This window comes from Vitiosangium sp. GDMCC 1.1324, from assembly GCF_003044305.1.
Classification (GTDB): domain Bacteria; phylum Myxococcota; class Myxococcia; order Myxococcales; family Myxococcaceae; genus Archangium.
On record NZ_PZOX01000014.1, the window covers coordinates 224,314 to 239,463 of the forward strand.

Here is a 15,150-nt window from a genome sequence, read left to right on the forward strand (position 1 = left end):
GCTGAGCGGACTACCGCGAGGCCACGCAGTGCGAGGCGGGCCTGCGCATCGAGGTGCGCCCGACCATGATGTCGATGAGCTTCCTCGCGCGGCGCCAGACGCTCTCCTGCACGTACGGCACTTACGAGCACACCGGTGCCAGGAACGCCCCCGTGACGAGGGACTGACGCGTCAAACGACACGGCCGACCTGTCAAACGATACGGATGACGCGTCAAACGACACGGCTGATACGCCAGGAGCCGCCGCGACGGACCCCGGACAGGGGGAGCTCGACCCCGCCGAGCGGGTCCCGTGGCATCGACATTGCTGACATGGACCTGGACGACTCGAAGTGCCGGAAGAGGATGCAATGGCAAGCTACAGTTTGAAGGGTCGCAGGGCATTGATCACCGGGGGAGCACGCGGCCTGGGAGCCGGCATCGCCGGGGCCATGGCGCGCGTGGGCGCGGACGTGATGGTGGCTGACGTGCTCGAGGAGGAGGGGCGCGCCACGGTGGACACCCTGCGCAAGGCAGGGGCCCGGGCCTCCTTCGTGAAACTCGACGTGACGTCCGAGGCGGACTGGGAGCGCGGCGTCGCGCGCACTCTCGAGGAGCTCGGCGGGCTGGAAGTCCTCGTCAACAACGCGGGCATCGAGATCTCCGCGCTCGTCGTGGACATCGACCCCGGGCAGCTGCGCCGCATGCTGGACGTCAACGTGGTGGGCGTGGCGCTCGGCCTCAAGCACGGCCTGCGCGCCATGCGTCCCGGAGGCAGGGCGGGCGCCGGCGGGAGCATCATCAACCTCTCCTCCGTATCGGCCACCATCGCCCTACCGGGCATCGCCGGCTACTCGGGCACCAAGTCGGCCGTGGATCGCATGACCCGCGTCGCCGCGCAGGAGTCCGGCAAGCTCGGCTATGGCGTGCGCGTCAACTGCATCTACCCCGGGCTCGTCCCAACGGCGATGGGCACCGGGCTCGCCGAGAGCATGGTGAAGCTCGGGCTCGCGCCGAGCATCGAAGCGGCCGTCCGCGACGTCATTGGCCAGACGCCCCTGGGCCGGCTCGGCGAGGTGTCGGACATGGCGGATGCCGCCGTGTTCCTCGCCTCGGACGCCTCGCGGTACATCACGGGCATCGGCCTGCCGGTGGACGGCGGCATGGGCATGTGATCGGGCCGGAGGCGCGTGGAGTCCATGGGAGCGTGACTCTCCGTGGGGGTAGCCGGGGGGTCTGCCTGGTGTGGTAGACCGGCGGGGCGAACCGTTCCCCCATGAGTCCGCCTGCCCCTCGTTCCTGCCCGAGTTGTGGCGATGCGCTGTCTCCCAGCGCGACGGCGTGTCCCGTGCACGGCCTTCTCGCGGAGTCACCGGCCAGCGGAGCCCCGGAGCAGAGCTCGGAGGAGGAGAACGCGCTGGTGGGCCGGCGGCTCGGCGACTACCAGGTGCGCCGGTGCATCGGCCGCGGAGGCATGGGCATCGTCTATGAGGCCGAGCATGTGGCCATCGGCCGCCGGGTGGCCGTCAAGGTGCTGCGCGAGGACCACGCCCGCAGCCCCCACGCGAGAGATCTGCTGAGCGAGGCCCGCGCGGCGGGCGCCATCCAGCACCGCGGCATCATCGACGTCTTCGGCTTCGGTCAGGAGCCGGGCATCGGCCAGTACCTCGTCATGGAGTACCTCGAGGGCCTGCCACTCAGTGAGCTCCTCGAGCCGGGGGTTCCCCTGGCGCCCTCCCGGGTGCTGAGGCTGCTCGGCGAGGTGCTCGAGGCACTCTCGGCCGCCCATGCCCGGGGCGTCATCCACCGCGACCTCAAGCCGAGCAACATCTTCGTCGTGCTCGAGCCGGACGGCACCGAGTCCGTCAAGGTGCTCGACTTCGGGCTCGCCAAGCGCAGCACCGTGCCCGACGGCACCGCGCCCCAGACGCGCTCGGACCTGATCGTCGGCACGCCCCACTACATGGCGCCGGAGCAGGCCCTGAGCGAGGCGGTGAGCCCCCGGACCGATCTGTACGCGGTGGGCGTCATCGCCTTCGAGATGTTCACCGGGCGGCGGCCCTTCCCGGGCCGTTCGTCCATGGAGATCGTCGCCCATCACCTGAAGAGCCCTCCCCCCAGACTTTCCTCCTATGTGGAGCTGCCTCCTCCGCTCGACGAGCTCGTCCTCCGGTTGCTCGCCAAGGAGCCCGCGCAGCGCCCGGGTTCGGCCAGCGAGGTGGCCCGGGAGCTGAGGGCCCTGCTCCAGGAGCCGGAACGGCCCGGGAGCCCGCCTCCCCCCGTCCTCACCGGGCCGAAGCTCGCCCCCGCCCTCGCCTTCATGGATGAACCGACCCTCCAGCGGCCGTCCGCCGCGTCCGGGTCCCATGCCGGGGAGGGACAGGCTCTCCCCGCGCGCTCTCCGTCCCTGGTGACGCCAGCGCCCTCTGCCCCCCTGGCGACTCCAGCGCCCTCGCTGTCTCCATTCACCCCGGCGCCTTCACTGTCTCCCGTGACGCCAGCGCCTTCACCGCTCCCGGAGTCCCCGCCGCTCCCGGTCCCGGTGCGCGGCCCGCGTTGGCGGCAGGGCGCGGTGGCGGGCGGACTGCTGGTGCTCGCGCTCGGGGGAATCCTGGTCCTGGGCCGCGAACCTGCTCCCGAGGCTCCCGGAGCAGAGGTGCCCGGTGTGGCCAGGCAGCGGCCCGCCCCAGTGTCGCCCGTCTCACCGCCGCCCGCGGTCACGCCCTCGCCCGAGCCCCACTCCACCCCGGCCTCTTCGCCCGCGAGAGCCACCTCCCTCGCGTCGAAGAGGCAGACCCGCCCGGCTCCCGCGCAGGCGGCGGAGACCCCGCCCGCGAAGCCCGAGGCCTCCGGGCCTGACTCCCACGGGCCGGCCTCCGCCACGCAGGCCGCCGCGCCGCCAACCCCACCCGAGGCCGATCCTTCGTCCGTGGCCACGCGCACGACCGGAACGCTGCGGCTCATCGTCAAGGGCGCCTGGGCCGATGTATGGGTGGATGGAGAGATGCTCGGGAGGGTGCCGCCCCTGCACAGCTACGTCCTGCCCGCGGGCGAGCATGAGCTCGAGCTGCGCAACCCGGGCCTCGAGCCCCATCACACGAAGATCGTCATCTCCCCGGGCGAGCTCCTGACGTACACCACCCGGCTCGAACCCGCTGAGCAGGCCTCCTCCCCTCCATGAGCCCGAGCTTCCTCGCCGCCGTGGTGTTGTTGCTCCTCGCTTCCGCTGCCCGCGCGGACACACCGCCGTGCATCCAGCTCTACGAGGAGGGCCAGTACACGGCGGCGCTCCAGGCCTGTGAACAGCTACTGGACCGCCCGGGGCTGTCCTCCGAGGAGCGGGGAACGGCGCGCATCTACCTGGCCGCCTCGCTGCATGTGCTCCTGTATTCGAGCCGGGCCCAGCAACAGCTCGAGCTGCTCGCGCGCGAGAACCCGGAGATGCGCGTGGACCCCATCCGCTTCCTGCCCGAGCTCGTCGCCCTCGCGGAGACCATCCGGGAGCGGGTGGAGGCCGAGAAGCGGTACGAGGCGGAGCAGGCGGCCCTGCGCGAGCGCGAGGCGCGGGAGCGGGCGCGAAACGCTCCACGCCTGCGGCCCGAGATCCTCGGTCTCGTCGAGCCCCTCAACCGCATGTGGAGTCCGGGCGCGGGGCTCTCCTTCCGCCAGGGCCTGCTGGAGGGCAGCGCCCGGGCGTGGCTGGGCAGACCTCCGACCTTCCAACTCCAGGGGGGGCTGGTGCCGGGCACGGGGAGCCTGAGGCCCTGCGTGGGCCTGCGCGCCACCCTCAACCCCGGCGCGGGAGGCTATGCCGGGGGCCTGGTGGTGGGCGGCAGGCTTTCGTTGCCCGCGGGCTTCGTCGCGCTGCTGGACGTGGGGGCGGACTACTTCTTCATCGGCGATGAGGCCCACCAGCGCCTCGCGCTGACGGCCCAGGCGGGGCTCGGTTTCGACGTGCGCCTTCACGAGTGAGCCAGCAGGCCACCAGCCCCCAGGCCCAGAGCAGCGGGGAGGCGGGAGCGGAGGCGCAGTTGAAGCCGAAGTAGCTGCCGGGTGTGGCGAGGGTGAAGGAGGAGGTGGCAGGCGCGCTGGTGTTGCCCGCCCGGTCCGTCGCGGTGACCGAGACGCCATGAAGCCCGAGCGCCAGGGGCTGGGGAGGCGTGAAGCTCCAGAAGCCCGCACCATCGGCCTTCAGCGTCACGGCTTCGCCCGCGTCCAGCGACAGCCGCACCGTGCTCTCCGGCTCGGCCCTGCCCAGGATGTCCGGCGTCCGGTGGGAGTAGAAGGTGATGCCGTCGCCCGGGGCCGTCACCTCCGGAGCCTCGGGGGCCCGCGTGTCCACGGTGAAGCCGAGCGCCTCGGAAGCCGGGCTCTCGTTTCCGGCCTCATCGACGGCGGTGAGCGAGGCCGTGTAAGGCCCCTCGGCCAGCGCCGTGTCCGGGGTGTAGCTCCAGGCGCCTCGCACGTCGGCCGTGAGCGTCCACGTCCCGCCTCCGGACAGCGCCAGCCGCACCGAGCTGCCCGGCTCGGCGGTGCCGGAGAAGGTGGGCCGGGAGTTGTTGAGCCACGTCCCGCGGCCCGGAGCCGTCACCTGGGGCGGAGCCGGAGCGGTGCCATCCACCCGGAGCAGTTGCCCGCCGGGGATGCCGTTCACCATCACGGACAGCAGGTAGTACCCATCCCTCACCGCGGGCAGGGAAACGCTGACGGCCGAGCCCGAGAAGTCGCTCCCCGGAAGGCGCACGAGCGTGTCCCCCTCCAGGGCCCGCAGGGTGACCAGGGGGTAGTTGGTCGCGGAGCCCTGGGTGACGCCGCCGCTGGCCTCGGACAGGCCCTGGAAGCCGCGCCCGGTGAGCCGGAGCACCGAGCCGGGCTTCTTCACGGTCAACGCGTCCACGGCCGGGCGCCACGCTGCGAGCACCCGCGGCTCCGAGTACAGCACCGCGTGGGAGGCCGTCAGGGCGCTCGTGCCGCCGACCCCCAGCGCCTGGCCCGTGGGCAGCAGCGTCGTCGTGTGCCCGGAGCGTGCGTCGGGCAGTATCCCTGTCTCGCTCCAGAGGCCCGTGGCCGGGTCGTACACCTCCGTGACGGCCTCGCCGCCCACGCCGCCGGCGGCCAGCACCTGACCCGAGGGCAGCAGCGTCGCCGTATGGCCGGAGCGGCTCGTCTTCATCGCTCCCGTCGCGCTCCAGGTGCCCGTGTCTGGGTCGTACACCTCCGCGCTGGACAGGTTGTCCGCCGCGTCCCCCTGGCCCCCGGTGACCAGCACCTGGCCCGAGGGCAGCAGCGTCGCCGTGTGGTGGGCACGGGCCTGGCTCATCTCCGTCGTCGTGCTCCAGGTGCGCGCGGCCGGGTCGTAGAGCTCCGCGCGAGCCGTCCCTCCTCCGGCGACCAGCACCTTGCCCGACGACAGCAGCGTCGCCGTGTGCCCGGTGTGGGCCGTGACCAGCCGGCCCGTCTCGCTCCAGGTGCCCGTGCCCGGCTCGTACTCCTCGGCTTGAGCCCCGCTGACCACCAGCACCCGGCCCGAGCGCAGCAACGTCGCCGTGTGCCCGGAGCGACTCGTCGCCATCGCCCCCGTCTCGCTCCAGGTGCCCGTGTCCGGGTCGTACACTTCCGCGCTGGCCGTCCCGCCACCGGCCGCCAGCACCCGGCCCGAGAGCAGCAGCGTCACCGTATGCCCGGAACGCGCGTGGGCCAGCGCCCCCGTCTCGCGCCAGGTGTTCGTGGCCGGGTCATAGAGCTCCGCGCGGGCCGTCCCCTCGCCCGCGGCCACCAGCACCTGGCCCGAGGGCAGCAGTGTCGCCGTGTGGCCCCGATGGGCCAGGGCCGGCACGGCCACGGGATTCCAGGTGCTCGTGGCGGGAGGCGTGTACACCTCCGCCTGCTGGCCGTGGACGATCAGCACGTTGCCCGAGGGCAGCAGCGTCGCCGTGTGCAGGGCGAGGCCCGACATGAGGAGCGGAGCCGTCTCGCTCCAGGTGCCCGTCACGGGGTCGTACACCTCCACGCGGGAGGGGGCACCACCGGGGCCTCCCCCGGCCACCAGCACCCGGCCCGAGGGCAGCAGCGTCGCCGTGTGTTGGATGCGAGCCGTGGCCAGCGCGCCCGTCTCGCTCCAGGTGCCCGTGGCCGGGTCGTACAACTCGGCGCTGGTCAGCGCGCCGCCATCCGGCCCCTCGCCCCCGGTGACCAGCACCTGGCCCGAGGGCAGCAGCGTCGCCGTGTGGTTGCGACGGGCCTGGTGCATGGACGCCGTCGTGCGCCAGGTGCCCGTGACCGGGTCGTATATCTCGGCGCTGGCCACCGGATGGTCCACCGCGTAGCCCCCGGTGATGAGCACCTCACCCGAGGGCAGCAGCGTCGCCGCGTGCTCGAGGCGCTCCGTGGCCATCGCACGCGTCGCGCGCCAGGAGTTGGTGGCCGGATTGTACTCCTCCGCTTCACCCTGACTCACCACCAGCACCCGGCCCGAGCGCAGCAACGTCGCCGTGTGAAGGGAGCGGCCGTTCTTCATCGCACTCGTCATGCCCCAGGTGCGCGTGGCCGGGTCGTACACCTCCGAGGTGAGATAGCCACTGGGGTCCAGGAAGTCCCCGGTCACCAGCACCTTGCCCGAGGGCAGCAGCGTCGCCGTGGCGGTGTAGCGGGCGTCGACCATCGGGCCCGTCGAGCTCCAGATGCCCGTGGCCGGATCGAACTCCTCGGCGCTCGTGTCCGGCCCCCCGGCCACCAGCACCTTGCCCGAGGGCAGTAACGTCGCCGTGTGGAATTCGTGGTAGCTGCGCAGCGTCGACACGGGCCCGGCCGCCAGCGGAGCCCGGCGCCGCCCCTGTGTCACGGCGGCACGGCCGTCCTCGTGAAGCGCCCGTGCGTCCTTCCCTCCGGGCACGCCGCAGCCCAGCCACACCCAGACCAGTGGCAGCAGACTCCAGATGCTCACGGGTGAAGGCGACCCTCTGCCCAACCACGAATGCTTCATGCTCGCTCCATCAGGAGCGGTCCAACGAGCAACCCCTCCGCGGACTGGGGCTCGCCGAGACTCCGGCTCTGCCCGGTTCCGCTGTAGGGGTACACCAGGAACAGCGAGGAGTCGCGCGTCTCGACCTGGATGCCCAGGCCGGACTCGCTTCCGGACTCGAGCGTGGTGACGAGTGCGATCGCCCCGACGCCGCCCGAGCCGATACTGCGCTCGAGATGCGCGATGGTGGCATCGAGCAGCTCGTCCCACGAGGCGCGTGGCAGTTGGTCCCGGGGAAACCAGGTCTTTGGATGGTCACCCGCCGTATCGAGCGTCAGCCCGAACGGGAGCACGGTGCCATGCTTGCGGAGCAGGAGCAGGCCCGCCTCTTTCGCCACGTACAGCGTCTTCTCCAGCAACTCCTGGTCGTTCATCATCCAGGAAGAATGCTTTCGAGCCGCGTCCGGGCGCCATCACGAAATCGCGACCCGGCGCGTCCTCAAGGTGAGAGGGCGCGCGCCTTCTGGGCGAGACTCTCAACCAGGAATTCCACCGTCGCCCGGACACCGGGCAACTGGCCGCGCCGGTGGGGCATCAGGAGGGTCGTCGTCACGGTCCCCGCCTTCCACTCGGGCAGCACCCGGACCAACTCGCCCGATCGCACGGCCGCGCGACACATGCTCTCGGGCAGGCAGGTCACGCCGAGGCCGGCCCTGGCGGCGCCGAGCAGCACGGTCGATTCGTTGGCTGCCATGACGGTGATCGGGCTGACCTCGACGCGCTCTCCTTCGGGGCCGAGCAGGCGCCAGCCGGTCGAGCCCGGCGCGTTCACGAGACCATCATGGCGCCCGAGCTGTTCGGGCCGCGCCAGAGGCTCCCGCGCTGCCAGGTAGCCGGGGGCGGCCACGAGGATGATGGGCTCGCTCGCGATCTGCCGCTGCACCAGACCCGAGGCCGGAAGCGGTGCGAAGTGGGAGCGCACCGCGATGTCGTAGCCCTCCTGCACGACATCCACGAAACGGTCGGTCACGTCCAGATGCACCTGCAGCTTGGGGTAGGCGCGCGCGAGCTTCGGCAGTTGCTCGGCCAGATAGAGCTGTGCCGTCGGCACGCTGGCGGTCAGCCGGACCGTGCCGCTGGGCTCGGCGACGCGCCTGCGCACCACCTGCTCGGCGGCCTCCGCCTCGATGAGCACCGCGCGCGCGTGCTCGTGGAAATCACGCCCGGCCTCGGTGAGCGTGAAGCTGCGCGAGGTGCGGTGAACGAGCCGGGCATCGAGGCTCGCCTCGAGCTCCGCCACCCGCTTGCTGATGGTCGCCTTCGGCACGCCGAGACGGCGCGCCGCCGCCGCGAAGCCGCCGTGTTCGATCGCCGCCACGAAGAGAGCCAGGTCGTTGAGGTTGAGCATCGAGGTTCCAAAGTCCATGGACGTAGACGCTGCGTCGCCGTTCGAGCCTCTACCGGCTCAAAGTCCACGGAGACAGATTGATGGCACCCGAATCAACGGGTTTCAACCACGGAGAATCTCGTGACCCCCATCCTCTTCTACGGTGTCCCGTCGGGCTGCTCGTTCGGCTCCATCGTCGCGCTCGAGTGGCTCGGCCGGCCCTACCGGCTCTGCCGCATCGAGATGCCGAGCGTCGTCACGAGCGACGCGTACAAGCGCATCAATCCCGTCGCGGAGACGCCCTCCCTGATGACGGCCGACGGCAAGGTCATCAGCGAAAGCATCGCCATCCTGAATCACCTCGGCGCGCTCGGTATCGACCGGCGGCTCGCCTTCCCCCAAGGCACCCACGACTTCGATCGCTGGAACCAGATGTTGGCCTTCCTCAACACGACCTTCTTCAGCTCGTTCGGCCCGCTCTGGTATGCCTACGAGCATGAGCTGGAGCCGGCGGCGAAGAAGGCGCTGACCGACTACGGCCGGGCCAAGGTCCAGAAGGCCCACGCCCGACTCGAGGCCCTGCTCGGAGACCGCCCCTGGCTGCTCGGCGAGCACCGCACCCTGGTGGACGCCTACTTCATCGGAATCGCCCGCTGGAACGAGTACCACGACGCGGTCGACCGCCGTGCCTTCCCGAACCTGCAGCGGCTCTTCGAGAAGCTCGAGGCCGATCCGGCCGTGAAGTTCGCCCACGCGATCGAGCAGCAGAAGCCCGCCGTCTCGGCGGGTGGCTTCGAAGGCGAGATCCGTCTCGAGGAAGCGGCGGCGCCCACAGGCTCAGAGTGACTTCATGTACTCGAGCAAGTCCCGCTTCTCCTCGTCGGACAGGTCCGTGCCGTACTCGTGTCCTCCGTTGCCGTTGCCAGGCATCGACACGTCGAAGATGAAGCGGGGCTTGCCGGAGACCTCGGTGAAGTAGCCCACCTTCTCCGGGTCGTAGTCCTGCTGCCCCACGGCGAAGCGTGACGGGCGCGCCGACACGGGCAGGAGCAGGTCCCACAGCGTGGGCACGGAGCCGTTGTGCAGATAGGGCGCGGTCGCCCAGATGCCCGTGAGCCGCCGGGACACGTATCCCACCGGCGCGCGCCAATAGATGATGCCCGGCTCCAGGCGACGGACCTCCGCATCATCCAATCCCTCGCGCGCACAGGCCCTCTGCTTCACCCGCGCGAGCACGTCCTGCAACGCCGCGGGGAACTCCAGGTCCCCGACCTTCGCCGCGAAGCTCCGGGCCCGGTTCCCATCGGTGCCCACCTGCTCCAGCGGTATCACGCTCGGCCCGCCCTTCCCATGGCAGCCCTCGCAGTTGCGCGCGAAGAGCTCGCGCCCGCGCTCGACGCGTGCCGCGTCCAGTGGCCCGAAGAGGTCCTCCGGCCAGGGAGGCGTGACAATCTTCTGAGAGAGCCGCTCGAGCTCCGCCAGGTTGCGCGGGAGGATGGAGGACTCGAAGGTACGCAGGTCCACCGTCGCCCCCATGCCGAGCGCCTGGCCGATGTTGCGCTCCATCATCGAGTTGGTGTTCCCGTCCCAGTGCAGCCACGGGCTCGTCTGGAACTCCCAGAGACAGGGGAGGCTCACCGGAGCGGCCAGCACTCCCGCGGCCTCGGGGCCGAACAGCACCCCACGCGCAACCCCGAAGGCATCCACCCGGCCCGGACCCGCGTAGGCGCCGAACTTCAGCCTGCCGAGTCTCATGAAGTACAGCAGGTGCCCCCGCAGCACCCGGATGGCATCGGGGACCGTGCGCACCTGCTTGCGGCTCAGCTCGTGGATGTACTGAGAAAGCTGTTGGTCGAACTCGCGCCCACGCTCTGGCTCGGGCCCGAGCTTCGGCGGCGCACAGACGCCCGGGCCCTGGGCGCAGTACCACTCCACCTCGGCCTCGAGCTTCTCCCGCGCGCTCGAGTTCCCATCCGGCGTCAGGTCCGTGTCGGGATAGGCCGCCTGCAGCCCGCCTTCCCTTGTCTGCGTGGGGAGTTGCGTGGACAGGCGCTCGAGGAAGCCCAGCAGTTGTGTCTGGTCCGCGAGCGTCCTGGACATGACCTCGACCGCCTCCCGGTTGAAGTCATCCAGGCTGAGGAGACCCGGAGCCCCATCCACCCGAACCCGGGCGCCGCGATGGTGGAATTCGCCGACGTGGCAGGCCGCGCAGTTGATGCCCACGCGAGCCACGGGCTGGCGCTCGGAGATGGGGACGTAGGCAACCCCGACCGGCAGGCCCTCGGGGTGGTCGGGGTCCGGCAGGAAGCCGAAGCGCTCGGGTGCGTCCAGGAAGGCCTGGAACCCGGCCACCCGGCCCTCCAGCATGTCGCGGCTCGGCAGCGCCCGGAGGACGGCGAGCCAGAGGTGCTCGTTGCCCTGGGGCAGGTGGTAGAAGACCTCGCGTTCCCGCTGGGACAACCCGACCGCCGGGCCGGTGTTACCCGAGGGCGCCTCGCTGCCCCCCGTGGCCGTGTCACTGCCTCCCGTGTCGGGAGGTGGAGTGGAGCGTGGAGCCGAGGCACAGCTCCCCAGCACTCCCGCGAGGACCAGCCAGACGAGCACCCCTCCTGCATTCCTGCCGCCCATACCGTCACCTCCGCCTCTCCACTGGGAGAAATCGGCCCGCCCTACTTGGGAAGTACCCGGGTGCGGTTCAAGTGGCGGCAAGGGCCCCCTGCACCGTGACCGGATGGAAGGAGCCACTGTCTGACAATGAATGGGCCCGGGAGGGAGGATTGCTCCGTCCAATCCCAATCATGCCCCGCGACTCACGCCCCGGTCCGGGGCCGCGCGGCCCCGAAATCCAGCGTGTACTCGCGTGTCACACGGGAGAGCTTGCGCTCCAGGCGCTCGATGCGGCGCCGCAGCGCGTCGGGGCTCTCGGCGGGCGCGGCGAGCCTTGCGTGGTGCAAGGCGCGCGGGAGGTCCTTGAGGTCATGCTCGTACAGCTTGGCGAGCGCGAGGTGGAGGGGCGCCGCCTGGTCCGCCCGCGCCGACGCGAGCGCCCGCTGCAGGTTCTCCGCCGCCGTCGCGTCATCTCCCGCCCGGCGTGACAAGCGGGAAGCCAGGGCGAGCGCCTCGACACCCACGGCCCCCTCGTCCCCCGCCGCGGCGGCCCGGGCGAAGGCGTGGGCCCGCTCGTAGTCCCGCGCCCGGAGCGCCACGCCCGCGAAGCCCAGCAGATCGCGTGGATCCTTCCCCTCGGCACCGTTCGCGCGGAAGCGCCGCACCAGCACGCCCAGCAGCGCCGCCAGCAGGAGGAGATCGTTCGCGTTGTGTTCGAGCACCGGCGTCAGGGCCGAGCCGTCCGCGCCTCGCAGGAAACGGAAGTAGAGGTCTGGAATCAGCGACCCGTCCACATCCCCCACCCGGTGGTACCCGAGCACCTGCTCCTCCAGGTGCACCAGCCGCGTCCCGGAACCTCGGTACTTGAAGACGCGGCGGGCGCAGTGCAGCAGGTCCAGATGTGGCAGCTCCACGGGCGGGGCCACGCGGTTGAGCACGAAGCGCGTGCGCAACAGCGGCCAGTCGAAGCTCTTGCCGTTGAACGTCACCAGACAGGAGGACTCCGCCATGCGCTCGGCCAGCACGCGAAGCATCGGCGCCTCCTCGCCCAGCTTGCGCAGGAAGAGCTGGTGCACGCGCAGCGAGCGGCCCTCGAACCATGCCAGCCCCACCAGGAAGGGCACGGTGCCCGTACCACCCGCGAGCCCCGTCGTCTCCGTGTCCAGGAAGAGCATCCGCTGGAAGTCCACGCCCGCCAGCCCCGGCTGCAGCGCGAGGCTCGCCACCAGCGGAGGCTCCACCTCCAGCGCCTCCGCGAGCGGCGCGTTGCCGTGGTGGTGGTCCGATGGAAGCAAGCGCTCGGCGACGTGGACGACTCCGTGCGGCGTGGTCCGGGCTTCGGCGGGCAGCGGACCCGGGCGTGGCGCCGCGGAGGGGCCCCGGCGCGCCACCGCCGCGTCCTGACGCTCGGCCCAGTCTCCGAGCAGCCGGCGCAGGGCGACCACTCGCGAGCCCAGCTCCTTCCGAGGCTCCGCGGCGGGAGGTGCCTCCACCGGAGAAGGAGGAGCTTCAGCTGGCGAGGGCGAGGCTCCAATCGGAGAGGGCGAGGCTTCAACCGGCGAAGGCGAAGCTTCAGTCAGCGAAGGCGGGACATCCGCCACCGGAACGACGGACGCCTCCGCCTCCGGGGATTCCGGAGCGGGAGACGGTCGCGCCCCCGGCTTGCTGCCGGGACCCACGCCGCCGAGCCTCGCCAGCTTGCGTTTCAAGTCCACGGCGCACCTCGCCTACTGCAGGGCCACGACTCCGAGTGCCGACAGGATTTCCAGACCGAGCCGCTTGCGCGGATGGGCATCCACCGGCGCACTGCCAGGCATGGCGCCCGCGGCCGGGCCGATGCACGCGGGGCATCCGTCCTCACAGCCACACGACTCCAGGAGCCGCCGGGCACGGCGCAACAGTTCCTCACGCAGGTCGAACAGACGCGCGGCCAGCCCCACCCCGCCCGGGATGTTGTCGTAGAGGAAGATGGTCGGATCGAAGCCCACGCCGCCGTCCTTGCGCGGCGGTCCGTCCGCGTCGTCCTTGCTCCCGAGCGTCTTGCCCAGGTCCCTCGGGTCGATCATCAGACCCACGCAGGCCACCGTTCGCAGCGCGCTGGCGATGCCCCGGAGCGCGTCGATGACAGCGGGCCGAGGCGCCCCCATGGAGCGCACCACGCTCTCCGGCACGGTGAGCCAGAGCGACGTGGTGTGCATCTGCATCTCGGGCAGGCGCACGTCGCCGTAGCCCACGTTCTCGTGGGTGTGGAACTTGATCTTCTTGTAGCCCACCACCTTCTCGATGACGCTCACCTCGCCCATGCCCGCGTGCAGGTCCGGACCGAGCGCGGCGCCCTGGTCCTCCTGGATGACGTTCACCCGCACGTACGTCATCGCATCGGTGAAGTAGTCCGGCGCCACCTTGCGCACGTAGGCCTTGTGGTTCTCGTAGTCGAAGCGCTCGACCTGGTACTGCTCGGCCTCGTGCTGGTAGATGGCCTGCTCGTGCAACATCGTGTGCGCCGAGCGGAAGTCCATCTCCGCCAGCGTCCGATCCGTCCCCAGCTCGATGATGACCACGTTGTCCCAGCCCACGCTGCGCAGCGAGACGTGGTTGGCCGGGTACGCGTCCGCGGACCAGTGGAACATCTTCTTGCCCTGCGGGCCCGGCGTGGGGTGCACCACCTCGTGCTGCGCGAGGAACCCGAGCGCGTCCGTGGTGGACTCGGCCGGCACGTCCCCGAAGGTGTCTCCCTCCTCGAAGGGCAGCTCGAAGGCGGCGCACTTGAGGTGTTGCACGAGGATCTCCACGTTGTCCGGGTCGATGCGCGCGTGCTCCACCGGAGCGCCGGTGAGGTACTTCGGATCCCCCGCGAGGTACTGGTCCAGCGGCGCGCTCGAGGTGACGAGGAGCGCGAGGCTGCCCGCTCCCCGGCGTCCCGCTCGGCCGAAGCGCTGCATCAGCGCCGCCACCGAGCCCGGGTAACCCGCGCACACCACCGCATCCAGCGAGCCGATGTCGATGCCCAGCTCCAGCGCGTTGGTGGCCACCACGCAGCGCACCTCGCCCGCGCGCATGGCGGCCTCGGTGGCCCGGCGAGTCCCCGGCAGATAGCCACCGCGGTAACCCTGGATGAGGTTCGGGTCCATCTTGTCCGCGATGAACTGATCCCTCAGGTACTTGAGCATCACCTCGATGTTGTTGCGCGACTGGCCGAAGAGCAGCGTGGACACCTCGGCGCGAACCAGGTCCGACACCAGCCGCACCGCGCTCTTGAGGTAGCTGGCGCGGATGCCCAGTTCCGCGTTCACCACCGGCGGGTTGTAGACCATGACCCGGCGCTCACCGGAGGGCGCGCCGCTCTCGGAGACGAGCGACACCTCGCGGCCCAGCATCCGCTCGGCGTGCGCCTTCGGGTTGCCGATGGTGGCCGACGCCAGAACGAACACCGGCGAGGAGCCGTGGAAAGCCGCCACGCGCTGCAACCGGCGCAGCACATTGGCCAGATGCGAGCCGAAGACGCCCCGGTACGTGTGCAGCTCGTCGATGACGACGTAGCGCAGGTTGGAGAAGAGCCGCGCCCAGTTGGCGTGGTGCGGGAGGATGCCCGTGTGCAGCATGTCCGGGTTGGTGAGCACCACGCCGCTGCGCTCGCGCGCCGCACGCCGCGCATCCCCTGGAGTGTCCCCGTCGAAGGTGATGGCGCCGTGCTCCAGACCCGCCTCGCGCATGAAGACGCGCAGCGACTCCTCCTGGTCTCGCGAGAGCGCCTTGGTGGGGAAGAGGTAGAGGGCGCGCGCCTGCGGCTCCCGCGCGAAGCGGTCCAACAGCGGCAGGTTGTAGCAGAGGCTCTTGCCCGAGGCCGTGGGCGTGGCGATCACCAGGCTGCGCCCCGAGCGCGCCAGCTGGTAGGCCTCGGCCTGGTGCGAGAAGAGCCGGTCGATGCCCCGGCGCTGGAGGGCCTCGCGCACCTGGGGCGCCACGTCCTCGGGGATGGGCGCATAGGAGCCGACCCGGGCCGGCGTCACCTCATCGAGGGCGATGTTGGGCCAGACCTGCTTGTCGTCGCGCCATCCCTGGAGGACAGCGTCGAGACCGCGGGGACCCTTCCAGGGCTTACGCCGGGCTCCGGTGAAAGCCCCCTCTTCCTTCTCGGACTTCATGGGGTCGGGCACTGTACAGACGTGCACCCGGCGAGGCAACGCGCGAGCGCACCCACTCCCCGTGGGGGTC

The 15,150-nt window shown here is 71.1% G+C and carries 10 protein-coding genes; 4 read left to right on the forward strand and 6 right to left on the reverse strand.

Annotated elements, in window-relative coordinates; genetic code table 11:
- The first annotated feature begins 351 nt into the window (after positions 1–351).
- From DAT35_RS34715 to DAT35_RS34725, 3 genes are all read left to right on the forward strand, one after another.
- The gene (locus DAT35_RS34715; protein WP_108073339.1) at positions 352–1,155 is read left to right on the forward strand and encodes an SDR family NAD(P)-dependent oxidoreductase; all 804 of its coding nucleotides are present in this window, start codon (positions 352–354) and stop codon (positions 1,153–1,155) included.
- 173 nt (positions 1,156–1,328) lie between these two features.
- A complete protein-coding gene (locus DAT35_RS34720; protein WP_158502032.1) occupies positions 1,329–3,161 on the forward strand; it encodes a serine/threonine-protein kinase in 1,833 nt (610 codons plus the stop codon).
- The gene (locus tag DAT35_RS34725) at positions 3,158–3,952 is read left to right on the forward strand and encodes a hypothetical protein (protein WP_108073343.1); all 795 of its coding nucleotides are present in this window, start codon (positions 3,158–3,160) and stop codon (positions 3,950–3,952) included. The genes DAT35_RS34720 and DAT35_RS34725 overlap by 4 nt, the downstream gene beginning before the upstream one ends.
- On the opposite strand, the gene DAT35_RS34730 is transcribed toward DAT35_RS34725, so the two are convergent.
- The 3 genes from DAT35_RS34730 to DAT35_RS34740 all read right to left on the reverse strand — a co-directional run bounded on the left by DAT35_RS34730 (position 3,873) and on the right by DAT35_RS34740 (position 8,349).
- Complete coding sequence (locus DAT35_RS34730; protein WP_233261898.1) at positions 3,873–6,923, reverse strand: kelch repeat-containing protein; 3,051 nt, start codon at positions 6,921–6,923, stop codon at positions 3,873–3,875. The genes DAT35_RS34725 and DAT35_RS34730 overlap by 80 nt on opposite strands.
- A 35-nt stretch (positions 6,924–6,958) precedes the next feature.
- The gene (locus tag DAT35_RS34735) at positions 6,959–7,378 is read right to left on the reverse strand and encodes a hypothetical protein (RefSeq protein WP_108073347.1); all 420 of its coding nucleotides are present in this window, start codon (positions 7,376–7,378) and stop codon (positions 6,959–6,961) included.
- 62 nt (positions 7,379–7,440) lie between these two features.
- Positions 7,441–8,349 (reverse strand): LysR substrate-binding domain-containing protein, encoded by a 909-nt coding sequence (locus DAT35_RS34740; RefSeq protein WP_108073349.1) that lies wholly within the window; start codon positions 8,347–8,349, stop codon positions 7,441–7,443.
- A gap of 120 nt (positions 8,350–8,469) precedes the next feature.
- On the opposite strand from DAT35_RS34740, the gene DAT35_RS34745 reads away from it, so the two are divergent.
- Complete coding sequence (locus tag DAT35_RS34745) at positions 8,470–9,174, forward strand: glutathione S-transferase family protein (RefSeq protein WP_108073351.1); 705 nt, start codon at positions 8,470–8,472, stop codon at positions 9,172–9,174.
- On the opposite strand, the gene DAT35_RS34750 is transcribed toward DAT35_RS34745, so the two are convergent.
- The 3 genes from DAT35_RS34750 to DAT35_RS34760 all read right to left on the reverse strand — a co-directional run bounded on the left by DAT35_RS34750 (position 9,166) and on the right by DAT35_RS34760 (position 15,080).
- Positions 9,166–10,956, reverse strand: coding sequence for a cytochrome c (locus DAT35_RS34750; RefSeq protein ID WP_108073353.1), 1,791 nt, complete (start codon positions 10,954–10,956; stop codon positions 9,166–9,168). The two genes, DAT35_RS34745 and DAT35_RS34750, sit on opposite strands and share 9 nt — an antisense overlap.
- 182 nt (positions 10,957–11,138) lie before the next feature.
- Positions 11,139–12,428, reverse strand: a complete 1,290-nt coding sequence (locus tag DAT35_RS34755; RefSeq protein WP_233261899.1) for a ribonuclease H-like domain-containing protein — start codon at positions 12,426–12,428, stop codon at positions 11,139–11,141.
- Positions 12,429–12,662: 234 nt separating this feature from the next.
- Positions 12,663–15,080, reverse strand: a complete 2,418-nt coding sequence (locus DAT35_RS34760; protein WP_199243083.1) for a DEAD/DEAH box helicase — start codon at positions 15,078–15,080, stop codon at positions 12,663–12,665.
- Positions 15,081–15,150: the final 70 nt, after the last annotated feature.

Coding starts and splice junctions, on each gene's coding strand:
- DAT35_RS34715 (WP_108073339.1), top strand. CDS start 352: ATGGCAAGCTACAGTTTGAAGGGTCGCAGGGCATTGATCACCGGGGGA.
- DAT35_RS34760 (WP_199243083.1), bottom strand. CDS start 15,080: ATGAAGTCCGAGAAGGAAGAGGGGGCTTTCACCGGAGCCCGGCGTAAG.
- DAT35_RS34735 (WP_108073347.1), bottom strand. CDS start 7,378: ATGATGAACGACCAGGAGTTGCTGGAGAAGACGCTGTACGTGGCGAAA.
- DAT35_RS34725 (WP_108073343.1), top strand. CDS start 3,158: ATGAGCCCGAGCTTCCTCGCCGCCGTGGTGTTGTTGCTCCTCGCTTCC.
- DAT35_RS34740 (WP_108073349.1), bottom strand. CDS start 8,349: ATGCTCAACCTCAACGACCTGGCTCTCTTCGTGGCGGCGATCGAACAC.
- DAT35_RS34750 (WP_108073353.1), bottom strand. CDS start 10,956: ATGGGCGGCAGGAATGCAGGAGGGGTGCTCGTCTGGCTGGTCCTCGCG.